General features: G+C 62.9%; 14 protein-coding genes. 8 read left to right on the top strand and 6 right to left on the bottom strand.

Going from position 1 to position 18,190, the window contains the following annotated elements; all coding sequences use genetic code 11:
- Positions 1 to 127: 127 nt before the first annotated feature.
- Positions 128 to 1,261, top strand: coding sequence for a capreomycidine synthase (gene vioD / locus ACH34T_RS27200; protein WP_396023752.1), 1,134 nt, complete (start codon positions 128 to 130; stop codon positions 1,259 to 1,261).
- On the opposite strand, the gene ACH34T_RS27195 is transcribed toward vioD, so the two are convergent.
- Both ACH34T_RS27195 and ACH34T_RS27190 read right to left on the bottom strand, forming a co-directional pair.
- Positions 1,262 to 2,716: a CUAEP/CCAEP-tail radical SAM (seleno)protein gene (locus ACH34T_RS27195; RefSeq protein ID WP_396023751.1), complete on the bottom strand. Its 1,455-nt coding sequence runs from the start codon at positions 2,714 to 2,716 to the stop codon at positions 1,262 to 1,264. It lies immediately after the preceding gene.
- 182 nt (positions 2,717 to 2,898) lie between these two features.
- Positions 2,899 to 4,470: a pyridoxal phosphate-dependent decarboxylase family protein gene (locus tag ACH34T_RS27190; protein ID WP_396023750.1), complete on the bottom strand. Its 1,572-nt coding sequence runs from the start codon at positions 4,468 to 4,470 to the stop codon at positions 2,899 to 2,901.
- A 353-nt stretch (positions 4,471 to 4,823) separates the two neighbouring features.
- Between ACH34T_RS27190 and ACH34T_RS27185 the strand changes: the two genes are divergently transcribed.
- Positions 4,824 to 5,393 (top strand): alkylmercury lyase family protein, encoded by a 570-nt coding sequence (locus ACH34T_RS27185; RefSeq protein ID WP_396023749.1) that lies wholly within the window; start codon positions 4,824 to 4,826, stop codon positions 5,391 to 5,393.
- A gap of 113 nt (positions 5,394 to 5,506) precedes the next feature.
- Here ACH34T_RS27185 and ACH34T_RS27180 read toward each other — a convergent pair whose 3' ends face one another.
- Entirely contained in the window at positions 5,507 to 6,715 is a 1,209-nt protein-coding gene (locus ACH34T_RS27180; protein WP_396023748.1) for a hypothetical protein, read from the bottom strand.
- A gap of 320 nt (positions 6,716 to 7,035) precedes the next feature.
- Positions 7,036 to 8,637 carry a tryptophan halogenase family protein gene (locus ACH34T_RS27175; protein WP_396023747.1) on the bottom strand — a complete coding sequence of 534 codons (1,602 nt, stop codon included), beginning with the start codon at positions 8,635 to 8,637 and terminating at the stop codon, positions 7,036 to 7,038.
- A gap of 510 nt (positions 8,638 to 9,147) precedes the next feature.
- Here ACH34T_RS27175 and ACH34T_RS27170 point away from each other — a divergent pair.
- Positions 9,148 to 10,695, top strand: a complete 1,548-nt coding sequence (locus ACH34T_RS27170) for an amino acid adenylation domain-containing protein (RefSeq protein WP_396023746.1) — start codon at positions 9,148 to 9,150, stop codon at positions 10,693 to 10,695.
- Here the strand turns inward: ACH34T_RS27170 and ACH34T_RS27165 are convergent.
- Positions 10,633 to 11,340 (bottom strand): tryptophan 2,3-dioxygenase family protein, encoded by a 708-nt coding sequence (locus tag ACH34T_RS27165; RefSeq protein WP_396023745.1) that lies wholly within the window; start codon positions 11,338 to 11,340, stop codon positions 10,633 to 10,635. The two genes, ACH34T_RS27170 and ACH34T_RS27165, sit on opposite strands and share 63 nt — an antisense overlap.
- 378 nt (positions 11,341 to 11,718) lie before the next feature.
- Between ACH34T_RS27165 and ACH34T_RS27160 the strand changes: the two genes are divergently transcribed.
- The 5 genes from ACH34T_RS27160 (at position 11,719) to ACH34T_RS27140 (ending at position 16,224) form a co-directional block, all read left to right on the top strand.
- Positions 11,719 to 13,128, top strand: a complete 1,410-nt coding sequence (locus ACH34T_RS27160; RefSeq protein WP_396023744.1) for a hypothetical protein — start codon at positions 11,719 to 11,721, stop codon at positions 13,126 to 13,128.
- A gap of 50 nt (positions 13,129 to 13,178) precedes the next feature.
- Positions 13,179 to 13,709 carry a hypothetical protein gene (locus ACH34T_RS27155; RefSeq protein ID WP_396023743.1) on the top strand — a complete coding sequence of 177 codons (531 nt, stop codon included), beginning with the start codon at positions 13,179 to 13,181 and terminating at the stop codon, positions 13,707 to 13,709.
- Positions 13,710 to 13,997: 288 nt separating this feature from the next.
- Complete coding sequence (locus ACH34T_RS27150; RefSeq protein ID WP_396023742.1) at positions 13,998 to 14,390, top strand: GntR family transcriptional regulator; 393 nt, start codon at positions 13,998 to 14,000, stop codon at positions 14,388 to 14,390.
- Positions 14,387 to 15,277, top strand: a complete 891-nt coding sequence (locus tag ACH34T_RS27145) for an ABC transporter ATP-binding protein (protein WP_396023741.1) — start codon at positions 14,387 to 14,389, stop codon at positions 15,275 to 15,277. The genes ACH34T_RS27150 and ACH34T_RS27145 overlap by 4 nt, the downstream gene beginning before the upstream one ends.
- Positions 15,274 to 16,224: a hypothetical protein gene (locus tag ACH34T_RS27140; protein ID WP_396023740.1), complete on the top strand. Its 951-nt coding sequence runs from the start codon at positions 15,274 to 15,276 to the stop codon at positions 16,222 to 16,224. The genes ACH34T_RS27145 and ACH34T_RS27140 overlap by 4 nt, the downstream gene beginning before the upstream one ends.
- Here ACH34T_RS27140 and ACH34T_RS27135 read toward each other — a convergent pair.
- Entirely contained in the window at positions 16,168 to 18,054 is a 1,887-nt protein-coding gene (locus ACH34T_RS27135; RefSeq protein ID WP_396023739.1) for an AMP-binding protein, read from the bottom strand. The genes ACH34T_RS27140 and ACH34T_RS27135 overlap by 57 nt on opposite strands.
- Positions 18,055 to 18,190: the final 136 nt, after the last annotated feature.

Below are 18,190 nucleotides of genomic sequence, written 5' to 3'. Positions count from 1 at the left end.
GGCCAGCACACCATTCACGATCACCCCCGGGCCGGTGGGCATCCTCAGCACGACAGGAAAGGGCCTTTAGAAAGCTCGGTATCGTTATGTAGAATCACGTAGACAGGGTTTCCAGGGAGCGTGAAACATGCAGCTACCAAGAGCCGCGCTTGAAGACTGGCTTCGTGACTACTACTTCACCGCATCCAATGACATCAGTTGCAGCGGAGTGAGCTCCTACTCGTTCGGTGAGCTACGCGAAACGCTCGGCATCGACATCACAGAGCTCGACTCCGTTGTCTTCAGGGACAGTCCGTCCTGCGGAGCTCCGGAACTTCGTACGGCGATCGCGCAGAGATGGGGCAATGGCGACCCCAGCCGGGTCATGGCCACGAATGGCTCGAGTGAAGCGCTCTTCCTCGTGATGACGGCGCTTCTGCATCCTGGCGACGAGGTCGTCGTGGTCGATCCCGCCTACCACTCCCTTGTCTCCATCGCGGCCGGAATCGGATGCCGGATCGTGCCCTGGCAACTGCGTTTCGAGCGCGGCTTCAAACCTGACATCGATCAACTGCGGTCATTGGTTTCCTCGGCGACCCGCATGCTGGTCGTCAATTTTCCCCACAACCCCACAGGCGTTACCGTCAACCGGGACCAACAGCGCACAATCGTCGACATCGCAGAAACCCACGATTGCTATCTGGTCTGGGACGCGGCCTTTGCCGAACTGACTTACGGGATCCCGCCTCTTCCGGATGCCTCCCGGCTGTATGAAAAGGCGATCACCTTCGGCACACTTTCCAAGGCGTATGGACTTCCGGGCATCCGCGTCGGTTGGTGCATGGCTCCCCTCGATGTGCTCGAACGATGTGTCACCCATCGCGACTACACAACGCTGGCATTGTCGCCGCTGGCCGAACTGGTTGCGACCCACGCGGTCAAGCAGTCCGAACTTCTTCTTCAGCCCATGCTCGAACAGGCCCGCGGCAACCTGGCGGTGCTGGATGAGTGGGTTGGCCAGCACGAGGACCACATTGAGTGGGTCCGTCCGGCGGGAGGAGTCACCGCCTTTCCCCGGCTACGCAACGTCTCTAACGTGGAAGACTTCTGCCATCGGCTCATGAGCGAGCACGGCACTCTGCTCGTGCCAGGCACATGTTTCGCACACCCCAGCCACGTCCGCCTTGGCTTTGGCGGCTCGCGCGATGAACTCCAGGGCGGACTGTCCGCAGTGTCCAGCCTTCTAGGCTCCATGAAGGCTGCGGATCCTCTCGGCCTTTGATCAAATGATCGCACGGTCGCCGGCGCCGGCCAGCTGCAAATCAGTGGGCTCGGCACAGCAATACCAGGGTTCGGTGACTGCGGGCACCGATCGCTCAGGCAGGCCGTCAAGCGCAGGCTCCGGCACGGAAACGTCGTCGGGATCGGTGTTGTGCAGCCCAGCATAGGTGCACTTCCAGATCAGACGGAAGATCTCACGCCTACTTTGCCCGGCAGCGGTGCCGGCCTCGACATGTCCTCGAACGGTTTCGTATAGCGCGTCGACGCGTGGGTCGTGATGCGTCCAAGGATAGTACAGTGCTTCTTTGTTGAACGGTTCGGTGATCTGACGGACCTCGGATAGCTCCAGCAGTCTCGAACCCGCCGGAATCAACAGTCTGATGGCGAACTGAATGGGAGCCACATTGTCGACCAATTCAAGTTCGACGAGAAGGCTCAGTAGGTCTGCGTAGCTCTCGAGCGTCGTCCATGGTGAAAACGTGACAAAGGTCGGATTGAAGGCCAGCCCTATACTCCGAAACTCAGATGCCACGTCGATGAAATCGTCCCGGGTGTGGTTCTTTTCGTAGATCCGAAGTGTGGGCGCATCAACGGCCTCGACCGCACTGGTGACGAACAGGCAACCAGTCGCACGAAGGTCTGGCAGCAGCCTCAGGTGCTTCCGGAGATGTTCAACCTTGATAGTGACGTCGTAGGTGACGTCCGGAAACTCCTCGTTCAAGGCGGTCACCAAGGCCATGGCGTGCCCGGGGCCGTTGAAGAAATCGGGATCCCCGAAAGTGATGTGCTCCGCGCCCTGCGTGACCTGACGCCGTATGTCTTCCATCACCACGTCTCGCTGCACGACACGGAAGCGGCCCCCGTACACTGGCACGATCGGACAGTGGCGGCACAGGTGGCGGCACCCTCGAGACGCCTCTGTGTAGCCGGCCACCTTCAAGCGGCCATTGCCGGGATCAACCTTGGCGTAACGCTTCAACGCCGGCATACCACTTCGATCGGGAACTCGAAATTGCTGCCGCGCGAGCGATATCACGGGCCCGGTCTGGACGACGTCGTTTCCCCGTCGTTCCGCGACAGCATCCGGCGAACCGGCCAATCGCTGGGCCAGCGCGGTCAGCCCCTCTTCGAACTCGCCGCCCAGGATGGTGTGAACGCCAAGGCTCCGCAGATACTCTTCGTTGACCGGCGCGTACAGACCGAAAAAGCACAGGTGTGCCTGCGGGTTCAGCTTCTTCACCCGGTCGAGATGAGAGATCGCGATGCGAGTCGCCGTGTGCATCGGGACATGAAACGCAATGAGCCCCGCAGCCTCGACCGAACGCTCATCGAAACGCTCCACAGCAAGGTCGACGCAGGTGACCTCAGCCCCTTCTCCACGAAGCCACGCGGCCGGAGAGGCGAGTCCGAAGGGCTGGCGACCGATCTCGTACGACGAAATCAGGAGGACGCGCACAGGGGACCTCGCCTCCTAGCCGCGTACCGGCACTGGGGACGGACGCGAACGTTGCCCATGATCCTTATTTGCGATGACGACGCCTACCACGGTAGGTCCTTCCATCCATGCTTTCCACAGGTTTTCCTGATTATTTGTTCGTCGGCGCATGCTCGTTGAAAGGTTTCGTCGAGTACCCCAGTTCAGCGATCCCACGCGAAGCTGAAGCCCGTCGAGCAGGCACCGTCCGTACAGTCACCTGCCGATACGGGCGCCTGAAGGTCCGCATCCCCAGCCAGCACCTGCTGCCTTGCGGACTCAAGAAGATCCACGAGCCGGTCCACGTCGCCGGCTCTGGTCGCGTGGTTCGTCAGGCAGGCACGGAGCGCGTGACGGCCGCGGACCTTCGCGACGAAGAGCTTGGCTTCGCCGGTCCGATTGACTGCCCCGGCGACGAGGGAGAGGAACCGGCGTTCCTCGTCCGCCCCTCGGCGCTCGTCGGTGAAGCAGACGACGGGCAGAGGCGTGTCGTTGGTCACTGACCATCCCGCCGCGCGGAGGCGTGCACGAAGGACGTTTCCGAGAGCCACCTGCCGGCGCAGCGTCTCCTCGTAGCCGCTCCAGCCGGCGACCGCCAGCGACAGCAGGAGCTTGAGCCCGGCGAACCCACGCGACCAGCGGATCGAACGAGCGAAGGGGTCGGGCGCCGAGCCTTCCTGGGCGGCGACGAACGGGGCCGTCACATCGAACGCCCGCCCGAGAAGCGGACCATGCCGCGTGAGCAGCATCCCGCAGTTCATCGGGACAGACATCCATTTGTGCGGGTCGAAGGTGATGGAATCAGCCTGCTCCATGTCGGCGAACGCCGATCGGAGCTCGGGAAGCAGCGCCGCCGCCCCGCCCCACGCCGCGTCCACATGGAGCCAGACGCCATGGCGTGTCGCCACCTCCGCGATCACGCCGATCGGGTCGATGACGCCTTCACCGGTCGTCCCCGCGGTGGCGCTGACCAACAGAGGGATGAGGCCGGCGTCACGGTCAGCTTGTATGAGCCGGTCTAGAAGTTCTCCGTCCATCCGACCCGTCTCGGTCACCGGCACCTCGCGTGCAGCCGAATCACCGAGGCCGACCAGCCTCGCTGCTTTTGGCACGGACGGGTGGGCTCCGGTGGCGAAGTAGATGACCGGCTGTCCGGGCAGTCCCCGCAGTCCGAGTTCCGGATACTCGGGGAACCGCTCCACCAGGGCCAAAAGGGCGGCGGTGAGATTGGCCTCCGACCCACCGGAGGTGATGATCCCGTCCGCGACGTCCTGAGGGTAGCCGAACTTGCCGGCAAAGGACGCGACGAGGTGTCTCTCCGTCTCAACACCGAACGGGCTGCCGTCCCACGTCGCCAGACAGGGGTTGAACAAAGCGGCAAGTGCGTCGGCGATGATTCCCATGGTCGTCGGCGCGGGATCGAACATGCCGAAGTGACGTGGATGGCCCACCTGCGGCTGCAGGGTCCTCAGCGCGTCGAGGGCAAGCGTGAAGGCGTCGGTCGGCGCGACCGGGTCGTCGAAGTCGAAGGCGGCGAGCGCCTTTCTCACGTCGGACGCGTCGACCAATGCTCCGGCCGCGAGCTCGCCCACGTTGTCGGCGAACCCTTCCGCGGCCTCGGCGAGCAGCCCCCACAACCGATCTCGGGTACGCCTGTCGAGGGTCAACGGATCGAATGCAGGACCGGGGTGATCCACCGAGCCTCCCGTCAGCTCCTCGTGGATTCCACGCAGCATCGCACGGGGGCAGACACATATCAAGAAGTCCTGTTATCTTCGCGGGCAAGGGGCACTCTCGACGGCGCACGGTTGCCAACCGAAGCGAAGGGGCGCGCATGAGGCGGACTCTCAAGGGCGCCGATCGGTCTGCACGAACCTTCGGCCTGGACGACGCCGCGTTCCTCCCCGCGGGCGCCGCCCTGCTCAGCGTGGGCGTGCTCGCAGGTTTCATGGCGGGGCGTCGGGCGGGAGGACGGTCGGCTCACCGCTCCGATGGCCACGTTTTCGAACCCGAGAGTCAGTCCGGCCACGGAGAATCGCCCATATGTACAGCCCCGACTGAGCGTGCCGTAGAACGCCAGACGTTCAGAATGCTCTACGCGACGAGACGGCCGGTTTCCCTCGAGCAGCTCGGCGGCGCGCTGGGGTCCTCGTCGGACGCGATAGAGCCACACGTCGACAATTTGGAGGAACGTGGACGCCTGATCCGGAGCGAGGATCGCCTGATCCTCGGCATCGCAGGGCTGAGCGCCAAACCGACCCAGCATGTTTTCGTAACGAGCGAGGGGCCTCGGTGGACCTGGTGCGCCTGGGACGCACTCGGAATCAGCGCGCTGCAGGGCCGACGCACCATCGTGCGTTCCCATTGCCCACAGACCGGGACTCCGATCGAAGTGCGCTTCAGCAGAAGGCGTGTCGTCAGCGTCCCGAGGTCGGCCGTCCTGATGATGCCCGACCGGTCGACCTCCTGTGTGACAGTCGAGGACTGGTGTCCGCTGGTCAACCTGATGGAGAGTCCGGAGAGTGCCAAGCGCTGGCTGGAAAGCAACGATCTCTCGGCGGCCATCCTTCCCATCCGTGAAGCCGCCTTCGACAGCGCTCATGCCTTTCGTCCGCTGCTCCATCCGCTTCCCATCAGGGATCGGTCGTCCGGACATTGAGCCGGAACGGCCCGGCTTTCCCGCCTACGAGGAGCACCCCGCACGCATGACCGGCGCGGGCGACGTTTGCCGGCGAGCCCTGATACTGAGATGAGCCAGGACGCACCGCACGACTAACGCCCGCGCGAACGATCCCGTGTGTCGAGAAAGACCGGGACGTCGAGCGCCTGCTTCAGATACGGGGTCCCCTCCGTGTATCCCGTCCCGCGGCGCTCTCCGAGCATTCGCACCGCGAGCCGGTAATGGGTCCTCCGCCAGAGCTTGAGAGTCGTCGCGAACCGATCCATCGCAGATGCCACTTCGCTGGCCGCCGATGGTGCGAGAACTCCTGCCGCTCGTGCGGCATAAAATACCTCATCGACGTTGGCGACACCCTCACCGACAAGTCGCCGGACCTCAGGAACGGAGCGATAGGCGGGGGAATTCAGTCGTTCCGGGTCTGGCGTACGGCAGAGCGCTTCCATCATTTTGTAGTAGTCCGATTGGATTGCGCTCGCCCCCTCGGTGAACTGTCGGAACGTGTGGAACGAGGCCACCCGCATCGTCGCCAGGAACGAGAAGAGCGGTGCCGAGCCACGGAGGACGGCCTCGGCAGATCCCAGACGCTCGGCGGCTATCTCACCCGCCCCGTTCAGGAGGGCGTTGATCGTGGCACGGAGCAGAACGCAAGTCGCGGCGAACGTCACCTCAAAGGCCTGCAGGACTCGGATGAACAAATATTCGTCGTGGACGGTGTACACAGGGAGCATGCTCAATTCCAGAAATCGACGTTCAGCGGACGTCGCTCTCGCCGCCAAGCCTTCGCACAACCGACGTGACACCTTCATTGGGTCATCCACAAATTCCCGCCCTCGCGGACGCACGACCCACGTGTCCTGGCCCACCGCCCGTACGCCGAGCCGGCAACGCTTGGCCACCGATCGTTCGTCGGGACGGAATCGAGGCAGCAGTCCGGTACGCCCGTCAGCGGCGTCCAGCTCGAATCGCAGCGCGTCCGTGACGAGCAGCAGCACTAGCCTGTCCCGTCGGGCCAGGGCCTCCGACGGGCTTTCGACGTCAGGCATCGGCAACAGACTCAACCCGATGTACGTCGCATAGTCGTAATGGCCATCCCATTTGTCCAGTGCACAATTGAGAAAACGTTTCAGCTCCGAGGCATCAGCCGTCGACCGACCGAATATGCGAGTACGAGTCGCGTCGAGCGCGCAGAGAAGATCCTTGTGGACGAAATGCTTTCCCACCCGCCGATACTCGTCGAGCACCGCCTCATACGGAAACGCGTCGGGCGCGACATGGGCGAGCCTCGCGAGGAGATCATCCATGATGACCGCCCACTTCACAGTGCTTCACTTGGCTGAGTGCCAGCTTGTGGTCCCCGAGGGGGAAGGCCGACATCACCCCGCACGCAAAACGGGCAGAGCGTCCACTTCTGGCATCGTGTCGTGCGTATCCTTGCTGCGCATCGCTGTGCACACGGATCCCGAACCAACGGACACGGCGGAGGCTGGAGATCATGCGCCCGCCGCCCCTGCCGCCCCCGGCGGCATCAGCCACCGCCACGACGGCAGCGCTGGTATAGAGCTTCCGAGCCCCGCGCGAAGTGTTCCCCAGGCGGTAATCTCTCGCCAACCCCCCTGGACGCTCACTGCACGCCGTGCAGCTCGCGCAGGTACTGGTAGTTTGTTGGAAGCGTCTCGATAAGCTCTCTCTGCCGCTCCATGACCGATTCGAAGAGAGGTTCGGCCCGGGTTATCGAGTCCGGTTTGTAGCGGAGCACAGGAAGTGGCTGTTTCGGCATGAAACCGAGCCCAGCCAGAATGCAGTAATAGCTACCGTTTGTCCAGAAGTTGCGGAACTCCTCCTCGAAGTTCGCGTAGTAGCTGTCCTCGTCGGTGAGCGGGGGGTTGATCGGCATCCCGGCGCTGTACATCTCGATCTTCTCGGCAATGCCGTCTGCAAGGTGCAACTCCTTGTTGGCTTTCCAGAAGGCGGTGTCCGTCCTCGGTGAGAAGTGGAAGTGCGCCTGGATGAAGTCCCTGGTGTTGTCGAACATGCTCTCGATCTCCCGGTTGAACCGATCGATCAGCACGGGGTCGAAGCGTTTGTCCGGGAAATGCTTGACAAGCTGGTAGATGGAGGCGGTGATGAAGTAGATGCCGCTGGACTCCAGCGGCTCCAGGAAACAGGACGACAGGCCAATGCCGACGCAGTTCCTCACCCACGCCCTGCGGTTGCGCCCGACGCGGAAGCGGATCTGGTTCAGCTTGGTCTCGGTGGGATCGAGGCCCCACAACGCACAGAAGTCCGCGGTGGCCTCGTCCTGAGAGGCGAACTGACTGGAGTACACGTAGCCGGTACCGAACCGGCCGAGCGTGGGGATCTTCCAGGTCCAACCCGCGTTCATGGCGATGGCGGACGTGTACGGCTCCACGCCGTGCGTTGCGTCGTCGTGCGGAATCGCGGTGGCCACCGCGCTGTCGCAGAGCAGGTGGTCGCTCATGTCGAGGAACGGCTCACCCATCGCCTTGTTGATCAGCAGGCTGCGGAATCCCGAGCAGTCGACGAACAGGTCTCCGTTCAGCACACGGCCGCTCTTGGTGGTGAGCGCCTGGAGGAAGCCGCGCTCGTCCATGCGGACGTCACGCATCTCGTCCTCGACATGAACGACGCCCAGCCGCTGGATGGCGAACCGCTTGAGGAAGTCTGCGACGAGCTGCGCGTCGAAGTGCCATGCGTAGCGGGTGGCCGGTCGGCCGTCCATCCATCGCGGCGCACGTTTGGCGTCCATGATGGGGGGTTCTTTGAAGCACGCGTAGTCAAAGGGCGTGTCCGTCTCGCCATTGAGCGTCTTGCTCAACCAGTAGTGCGACAGAGGTATCTGATCGCAGTCCGGCAGCAGGCCGAACGGATGGTAGAAGTGGTCCGTCCGATTCTTCAGCGGTCGGGCGCGCGGGCTGCCGCTCCCCGGAGTTCGCCAGTTGACGAACCGCACGGCGATCTTGAAGCCGGCATTGCATTCGCGCATCCACTCTTCCTCTGACAGCCCAAGGTAGCTGAAGAAGGTCTTGTGAAGGTTAGGGATCGTCGCCTCGCCGACGCCGATCCTGGGAATCGCCGGCGCCTCGAGCACAGTGATCCGCACCGTGCCCTGCAGCGCTTTGGCGAGATAGGAAGCGGTCATCCAGCCGGCCGTCCCGCCTCCGAGAATCACGACGTCTTCGATGCGGTTGTCCACGGCGATCACATCCGTTCACTCATTGACGCTGGCCCATATGGCCGATGAAGCCTTCCTCCCGCAGTTGCCGCCACCAGCACTACGATCGTGCATGTCATAGCGTCGAGCCGCCTGTACGCGCCCGCGAAGTTGCCAAGCACCACCACACGCACCCGCCACGAGGAAGACAAGCCAGAACTTGCCTAGGACCGGCCGGCGGATCAGTATTCCCGCAGACAACTGTTGGGCTATCCCGTGTCGCCTGATCCAACCGATTACCAGGCTGGGCAGAATTGCCAGGGCGGAGGGGCGCACCCATCTGCACGTAGAGGAACAGCAGATGCGGCGGTGTGAGGGGCTCCGCTTGTCCCGAAGTAGTCAAGGGCCAGGCCTCCACAACGTCGATCGCCCGCTACTGCCGTGTCCTCGACGACCCCCCGCCTTGCCGTGGAAGTGCCCATATCTCTTATAACAGGGTAGCCTGTTCCAACAAGCACAGGCAATGCGGCACGGCAACCGTCAGGTCGGCAGGAGGCCACAATGATCGGCATCGCGGACCTCCCGGAGACGTCGTCGCTCCCCGTGCTCCCCATGGCCGACACCGAGACGGCGCGGGCGCGGGCGCTGGCGCTCCACAAGGAGACCGCGCTCGGACTCGACCAACCGGTCGTCTCCCAGGTCGAGCAGATCGCGGCGAGCACCCCGGCGCGTACTGCGATCGTCGATCGCAACCGACACCTGACCTATGCGCAACTGGCCTCGGAGGCACGCCGTTTCGCTACCTTTCTGCACGAGGCCGGCGTGGGGCCAAGCTCGGTCGTGGCAGTAAGCGGCCAGCGATCGGCAGCGACGGCGTCGGCCTTCCTGGCTCTGGAACTGCTGGGGGGAATCTATCTGCCCATTGACGCCTCATGGCCAACGCGGCGCGTTGAGGACACCCTGAAGCGCGGATTCGCCTCGGTCGTACTGCTGGTCGGCGACGAGTCCCTCATCGGATCGTCCGTTAAACACGGCGCTGCCGAGGCACGCTGCCCCGTTCTGCGCGTCCATGACGCGCACCGGTCAGCGATCTGGACGGAGCCGCCGCGTCTCGACTCGATGGACCAGCCCAGATACGTGCTGTTCACGTCCGGGTCCTCCGGACACCCCAAAGGGGCGGTCGTCGAGCATCGCGGCATGCTGAACCACCTGTTCAGCAAGGTGCACGACCTTCAGCTGGACGGGGACGACGTCGTCGCCCAGACGGCATCGCTCGGTTTCGACATCTCGGTGTGGCAGTTGCTCGCCCCACTGCTCGTCGGTGGCCGCGTCCACATCATCGCGGACGACGATGCTCGCAATGCGGAGAAAATCGCGACAGCGATCCGCGACAAAGGCGTCACGGTGCTCGAACTGGTGCCCACCCTCATAAGACTGCTCCTCGACACCCCCGAAGGGCTTGCCGCCGGCGCCTGGCCCACACTGCGCTGGCTCCTCGCCACCGGCGAAGAACTCCCTGCCGAGCTCGCGCGTCGGTGGCTTCGAACCGTTCCGCGAACGCGCCTGCTCAACGCCTACGGCCCCACAGAATGCTCAGACGACGTCGCCCATCACGAGGTCACGCAAGACGACCTCGCGCTCGGCCGCTTGCCGATAGGCGGCCCGGTGTCGAACACCGCACTCTATGTTCTGAAACTGGCAGGACACATGTGGCAAGCATGCGCTGTGGGAGAGCCTGGCGAGCTCTTCGTAGGGGGCCTGGGTGTAGGACGGGGCTATGTCGGCGACCCTGAGCGAACTCGCGCGAGCTTCTTCCGAGACAGCTTCACCGATACCGGTACGGGCCGCCTGTACCGTACGGGCGACGCGGTGCGGCTCCTCCCCCAGGGGGTTCTCCAGTTTCTCGGACGGATCGATCGGCAGGTGAAGATCGCCGGAACCCGGATCGAACCCGGTGAGATCGAGGCGGTGTTGAATCAGCACGCGGCCGTGGCCGCCAGCGTTGTCGTAGTTCGGAACGATACGGACGACGGAATTTCTGCCACATCAAAGCCGATCAAGGATCGCCCGGAGATCGGGAAAGACGGCGCTCCCTTGCCTGGAGCGTAGATAGGGAAGTCCGGATGTCCCGCCCGTCCCAGAACTGTCCCCGATGAGACGCCGCGCCATCTCCATGTGCCGAACTCGCCACTCCCTCAGGCCCTCGTCGTGCGCTACCAGCCCTTCCACGAGCGAACGCAACTCGCCATCGGGGTCGCATTTAATGGCGTCGAACAGATCTGCGACCCCCTTCCGCGCGAGCAGGCCATCAAAGGAATCCCTCAGGCTCGGCTCATCGTAACGTCGCTGCAGACGCCGACGCTCCGCGGTCGAGAACCACTTGACATTCAGGTAGCGAGAATCCTTTAGCCCGGACAAAAACTCGATTTCCCTGAACTGCGCTGACTGGAACGCGCTCGACGTGCCCAGGTATGGACGTAGCGCCGCGAATCCATCCACAGTAAGTGTCAGCATGGAGAGAAGCTGTTCGGTGAGCAGACGCTCGATAGCCCGGACCCGTCGCAATTCGTGGGCCGCTGGATCCAGCGCGCCGGCGGCGATGTGATCTCGGGCCCTCTCAAGTTCGTATAGAAGAGACTTGAACCAGAGCTCATGGGTTTGGTGCAGAACGATGAAGAATAGGTCATCGCCACTCGACGCGATCTCGCCTTGAAGGTCCAGCAGCACCTCCAGGCGTAGCGTCCTGCTGTACACGACTGGTTCAGGATCCGGGCCTCCGGCGTTCGCACTACCCCAAGGACAACCCGCCTCGTCGCGTGTTCCATCCCCATCCATGCGTTCACCCCCGGACACTGAGTCCTCCTCGGCGCGTCTCGTCGTACGTGGCCCGAGCCGCACCGCACCCCGCTGTCCGATCGGCCTCGGGAAGGCAGCCCATCGACACCAGGAAGGAATCGGGGAGCACATATGACCAGTTCAGCTGGGCGAATATGCCATGGCACCCTAGCCAGACATCTATTGAAGAAGGGGCCCTCTGAGCCAGCCTCGTCCAAGCAGCTTCTGGCACGGGACTACCCCTCTCGCCTATATCAGGTTATCCTGTTGATAAGCGGACGGCAAGCGCTGGATGGGGTGACCGCTGCCTTCCCGGCGGTGCATCAGCCGGTCGGCGTCACCTACAGCCAATCAGGGTCGACCAGGGACGGCATTCTGGTGATTAACGAAAGCATTGACACTTTTGCAATGACCCGTGAACGGCTGGATAATCTGCGAAGGCTGCGCTCGCCGATACCCGACTTTCGCCGATCTGTGCGGACTCTCATTTTTGTTGCTTCATCGTTCAGAGGCGGGTCATCGTTTCTAGCCGAAATTCTTCGACATTCAAGCGCCCTACTGCACTTTCAGGGGGAAATGCAGCCAATTCTGAAACTGGCTGGATGGAACTATCCCGAGAACAATGCCGACTCGGACCGCATCCAACAAGTGACCGGCGATCCCGGCCTTCTTGAGGAAGAGCTTGGTTCCGATGTCGGATTTCCAATCAATGACTGGGGATCGGTGGACAGCGAGCGTTTCGCCGTCGACCTCCTTTGGCGTTGGATCGTGCAGTGGCCCATGGAGCAGATCAGCCTGGAGGAAGCCCAGGCCATCGCGACTCGGGTGCTCAACTCAATCAACCTTGATCGATCAATCCCACACAAGGATTTGTCGATTGACATTCATTGCAAAATCCTGCGAGAACTGGTGGATCGTCACCCCATGGTAGATCCCTACTATGGTGATCTTCCCTGGCACAAGGTACGTGCGTACTTTCCCGACCTTCCCACTCCCTCAGGCCCGCATTCCCCCACAATCTTCGAGTGGGCGCCCCTGGCAATGCCTGGCCCCTGGCAAAGAGCAGGGCAGGCCGATGTCTCTGCGCAGGCAGTGGTTTCCAAAGCGCCCGTGAACGCATACAAGATACAGGCAATTCATGACTTCTTTCCTAATGCACGGCTGAGGATATTGCATTTGACCCGAAATCCGGGTGCCACAATTGACAGCCTGCGCGAGGGTTGGCTCTCACCATGGTTCTTCAATCAGCGGGTAGACACACTTCTGGCGATTAGTGGGTACACCTCTCCAGGCCGCCCCTGGAGCACGTCCTGGTGGAAGATGGACTTTCCGCCCGGCTGGCAAGAGCTGACCCACGCCAGCCTGGAGGAGATCTGTACACGACAGTGGTACGAGATCCATAGATCAATATTGGACTTTTCTGAGGCCAACAGCGTCGACTTGTTCCAACTTCGACACGAGGACTTGATAGGCGGTCGGGAAAAACGTGTCAAAGTAACCTTGGCCCTCGCAGAATGGTTGGAAGTCGACCCGTCAGAACTACTTGAACCTGTGCTGTCCGGCCTCCCTCCAATGGTATCGATCGTACCTCCGCGCCCTGGCAAGTGGCGACGCAACTACGAGATCATCAGCCCTCAACTCCAGAAGCCGGAGATAACGGAAATGGCCCATTCTCTCGGGTATCACGATATGAGCTCGTGGATCTAGAAGCGGCGACCAAGGGCTGCTATCAAATTGGCTGATAGGACGGGGAAAACGTGATCACAGCAGATCTGCTTGATGACATCTTGAGTTCACTGAACGAAAAGATCCCACTCTGTCGTGAGCTCGTCAATCACGGTCAGTGCGAGTGGAACTGCTGCCTGAAGTCCGACTCCTATATCCTCTTCCTGCCCGGCGAGTGGGAAAGCGCAATCGCGCTTGGCTATGAGGTTGCGCAGTACGAGATATTGGACGAGTCGTATTTTGGTGGAAAGAAGGTGGACGCTCGACAAGACGGTTGCTGCTCTGCAGCCATCCGCGGTAGCCGCGCATACAAGTCACTAGATTGCAGGCTGTATCCGTACTGGTTTCAGATTGAGGGCATTCTCCAACTGATTCATGCATTGTCATGTCCTATCATCCAGCTTGGAAGACCGATTGAATCTCATCGCGAGCAGGCCGTTCGGGTGGCAGAAAAATTGATGGGCGATCCCGATGTGAGGGAATTCTTTCGCAATGCCCGAATGGTGAACTACGGCCCCACTGGGAGCCACTCCTCACTCGCCCATCAAAATGGTTCCCACTAGCTCAGACTGCTGCGATCAAGATTTGGTCGGCTGGTGCCACGGCATCTCGCTGAGCTTTGAGATGGTCAGCTGCACTGGGCAGCAGGGCAGCTGACCGTCCCGAACCGGTCGGCACGCGGCCATGCTCTGAGTCACGCCGAGCGCAACTAGGCCCCCGGACGGCGCAGCCGGGCGACCTTCGCCGGAGGCGGGTCGTCGGGGCAGAGATCACCGTCCGATGACGCGAAGGCCTTCAAAAGGCTGCTGCCAACTACTATACTACTAAGCAACTAGTAGATCGGTAGCACGATGATCGAGTTTTACCTTGACCGTGGATCGGGTGTCACGACCTATCTCCAGCTGGTCCACCAGGTGAAGCGGGCGCTGCGGCTCGGCCTACTCAAACCGGGCGATCAGCTGCCCACCGCTCGGGAAGTCGTCGAGAAGCTCGCGATCAACCCCAACACGGTGCACAAGGCCTATCGGGATCTGGAGCGTGATGGTCTCGTCGAGACCCGTCCCGGCCAGGGGACTTTCGTCTTGCTCTCACTGGCGAATCCATCCTTGAGCGCTGAGCCGTGGCTACGCCGGGATCTCGAACAGTGGATTCGTAGGGCTCGGACGGCCGGACTCCAACAGGATGACGTCATTGCGCTCGTAACCGCGGTCATCCGGCACAGCTTTTCGGAGGGTGTGGCATGACGGCCATCCTTGAGATGATCGACGTGGGCAAACGGTACCGCCGCAACTGGGCACTGCAGGACTGCACCTTGTCGATCCCGAAAGGGCGTGTCGTGGGGCTGGTCGGCCCGAACGGCGCCGGCAAGACCACTCTGCTCGATCTGGCGGTCGGGATGCTGCGCCCGACCGCCGGGCAAGTTCGTGTCTTCGGCCATGCTCCCCGCAGCCCGCACGTCCGGGCTCGCCTGGGATACGTCGCTCAGGACAAGCCGCTCTACCGCAATTTCACCGTGGCCGAAACCCTGAAACTCGGCCGTCGTCTCAATCCAGGATGGGATCAAGAGTCCGCCGAGGAGCGGTTGCAGCGCGTCGGCGTCCCCTTGGAGAAGCGCGTCGGACATCTCTCGGGCGGCCAGCGTGCGCAGGTTGCCTTGGCGTTGGCGCTCGGCAGGCGACCGGAACTGCTACTCCTCGATGAGCCGGTCGTCGATCTCGATCCGCTGGCGCGCCAGGAGTTCATGCGCGCGCTCATGTCGGAGGTTGAGATGAGCGGGCTGGGGGTCGTCCTGTCGTCGCATGTCGTCTCCGAGCTCGACCAGCTTTGCGACCACCTCGTCCTGTTGTCGGCGTCGCGGGTCCAGCTGGCCGGGGACATCGAGCCGCTCCTCGACGCGCACCGATTGCTCCAGGGGCCGAGAGAGAACAGCCCGAAGATCGGGCCGCACACCGTTATCAGCTCCAGCCACACGGACCGGCAGACCACTTTGCTCGTGCGGCTCAACGGGCCACTGCTCGATCCCGCATGGCAGGCTCTCCCCGTCGGTCTGGAGCAGCTCGTCCTCGCCTATATGAGTCAGAACTCGGGCCCGGCCACGCGCCTAGCCCTCGCTGACGGAGGTACCTCGTGATCTGGCTGACCTGGCGGCAGCACAGGGTCCAGTTCCTGTCAGGGGCCGTCGTGCTCGCCGTACTCGCCCTCGCTGCGTACCTGACGAGGATGCAGATCACCGACTTTTCAAGGGACAGCGGTCTCACCTCGTGCCTGGCTTCCGGAGGAGACTGCGTCACCATCGCCCACAGCTTCGACCAGCGCTTTACAGGCTGGCTGAACACCGCTCGTTTCTTGATTGTACTTCCATTGCTCATCGGGTTCTTCTGGGGTGCGCCGCTCGTCGCTCGCGAGTTCGAGCAGAACACTCATCGCCTCGTCTGGAACCAGACAATCGGCCGTGCTCGCTGGCTTTCCATTAAGCTTGGAATCATGATATTGGCGACCGCGCTAATAGCCGGCGTTACGTCACTTCTACTCGCCTGGTGGTTCAAGCCGTTCCAGGACGCGACCGCCCTCGGACGGGTCACTCCGGACGCATTCGACCTCGTCGGGATCGCGCCGATCGGATACGCGCTCTTCGCCGTGTCCCTCGGAGTCGCCGCCGGCGCCGTGCTCGGCCGTTCACTTCTCGCCATGGGCGTCACCCTGATCGGCTTCGTCACGGTCCGGTTCGCTGTATCCGGCCTGCGGGTTCATTTCATGCCGACGCTCTCGACCACCTATCCCGTCGGCGGCACAGGAACGAAGACCACCGACAAGGCATGGGTGATCTCCAGGGGATACGTGGACGGTCAGGGAGACCGCGTCAGCCTGACTGCGGCGGATCGATTGTGCCGCCGTACAGCCGCCGACTATGAGGGCACGCTGAGGTGTCTCCGTGAACGCGGTTTCAAACACTTGGACAAATACCACCCGGACAACCATTTCTGGTCATTGCAGGCTGTTGAAACCGCCGTCTTCAGCGGCCTAGCCGTGTTGCTCTTCGCGTTCACGATCTACTGGATCATGCGCCGATTCGGCTGACTCGTCTAACCCCAGGCCGGGCGGGCGCCGACTCAGTGGGCGGCGGCTCAGCTCAGGCGGTCGCGGCAGCGGGCGGATCGGACGAAGAGGTTCATGATCGCTATGTTCTCCTCCACGAATCGCAGCGGCCAGTCCCGCCGGCGTTCGCTGCTCGAACACGTCACCTACGGTCAGCTCGACGCCGAGGACGTCACGCAGCCTTGTGACCACCTGGGTCGCGCTTAGCGAGTTCCCCCCGAGCGCGAGGAAGTCATCAGCGGGCCCGGACATCACACCGAGCACTTGCCGCCACACTCCGCACACTATCTCCGTTATGTCGTCGCCGGGATGAGCGCTGAAGCCGTGATCCGAAACCCGGGCGGCAAAACGCTCGCGGAGCTCCCGCTTGAGCGGTTTCCCAGACCGGTTGCGCGGGATCTCGTCGAGGACCCAGATCCGGCGTGGCACTTTGTGGTCGGCGAGTCTCTGGCGAACGAACCGCCGTAGTTCTTCGGGCTCGACCGAACCTCGAAGGACGACGGCAGCGCAAACCTCCTCTCCCTCACTCGCATGCGATCTCCCGAAGACCGCGGCCTGAGCGACGTCGTCGTGATCGCAGAGAGCATCCTCGACCTCCACGGAGGAGACCGAGTGGCCGCCAGATATGATCACGTCCTTCAGCCGGTCGACGAGGCGGAGGCGCCCGTCCTCGCCCAGGTAGCCACCGTCGCCGGTCCTGGTCCAGCCATCGCCAAAGACCGTGGCAGTCGCATCCCGGTCGCGGAAGTAGCTCTGAGGAGCCAGGCCACGCCAACGCAGACAGATCTCGCCGACTTGCCCAGTGGGCATGAGCCGCCCTGATCCGTCCACGATCCGAACCTCGGTCGCGCCGCGTGGCCGCCCCACGGACCCCGCGGGCTCCTCACCGCAGATCGAGTAGGTGCCGACATGCCTGGCCTCACTGAGCTCGTACAGGTTCACCAGCAGACACTCGGGCAAGGCCCGCGCAACGCGGACCACGGCGTTCGCGGGCAAAGGCGCACACCCGAAGACCACGACACGCAGGCTGCTCAAGTCGTGGCGGTCCACAGCGCCACTGTCCATGATCGTCAGCGCCATGGCGGGAATCATTTGCACGACCGCGGCCCGATGCTCGGCGATCAGCGCGCAGAAACGCTCAGCGTCGAAGGCGGGGAGCGCTACCGTCGTCATTCCGAGCGGCCCGAGCGGCTCCATCATCCGTAGCTGTCCCGCTGCGGTGGACACCGAGTTCGCGTGTAGATAGGGCCGCTGGGCGGATCGGCGCCACGCTTCGGGATACCAGTCCGCGACCTCCAACAGTGGCCGGACCGCGTGCCCGTGCGTGCAAGCGACGCCCTTAGGTCGTCCTGTCGTCCCGGATGTGTAGAGCACGTCCGCAAGGTCTTCGGGCTGGACGGCCACCTGCGTCTCAGCCGTATCGCAGTCGGCGGTGAGCTCGGGCAGTGTCGCGCGCCAGCCCGACTGCTCCTGCGACGCGGGCCGGACACGGCCATGGATGACGCCGGAGGGTTCGCAATCGGCGAGTATCCAAGTCAGTTCTTTGTCAGCCAACCGACTCGACAGTGGAACGGCGATCGCTCCGGCCTTGAGGACACCGATGTAGGCAATGACAAAATCCAGCCAGTCAGCGTTCTCGAAATACAAGCCCACGCGGTCGCCCAGCCGGATCCCCTTGCTCAGCAGACCCTGGGCAGTGGCGTTGGACCGCGTCTCCCACTGGCTGTAGGTCAGAGAGCCCCCACCGTCCACGACGACCGCACTTCTTTCACCATCGGCTTGCGCCCAGCTACGCAACAGGTCGGGCACCACCGACGCCGAAGGGTCCAGTCTCCGGGTCGGTGACACGGCATCGGTTACAGACCGGTGACCTGCGATCACGGGTCTCATGTGCTCCGCCTGGCCGATCGTGGGTTCACCGCGCCGGCAACCGTCCGTCGCCGCCCGC

The sequence above is a fragment of the Actinomadura sp. 9N215 genome (assembly GCF_044326345.1).
Classification (GTDB): Bacteria; Actinomycetota; Actinomycetes; order Streptosporangiales; family Streptosporangiaceae; genus Spirillospora.
This window is presented reverse-complemented; position numbering and strand designations above follow the sequence as displayed.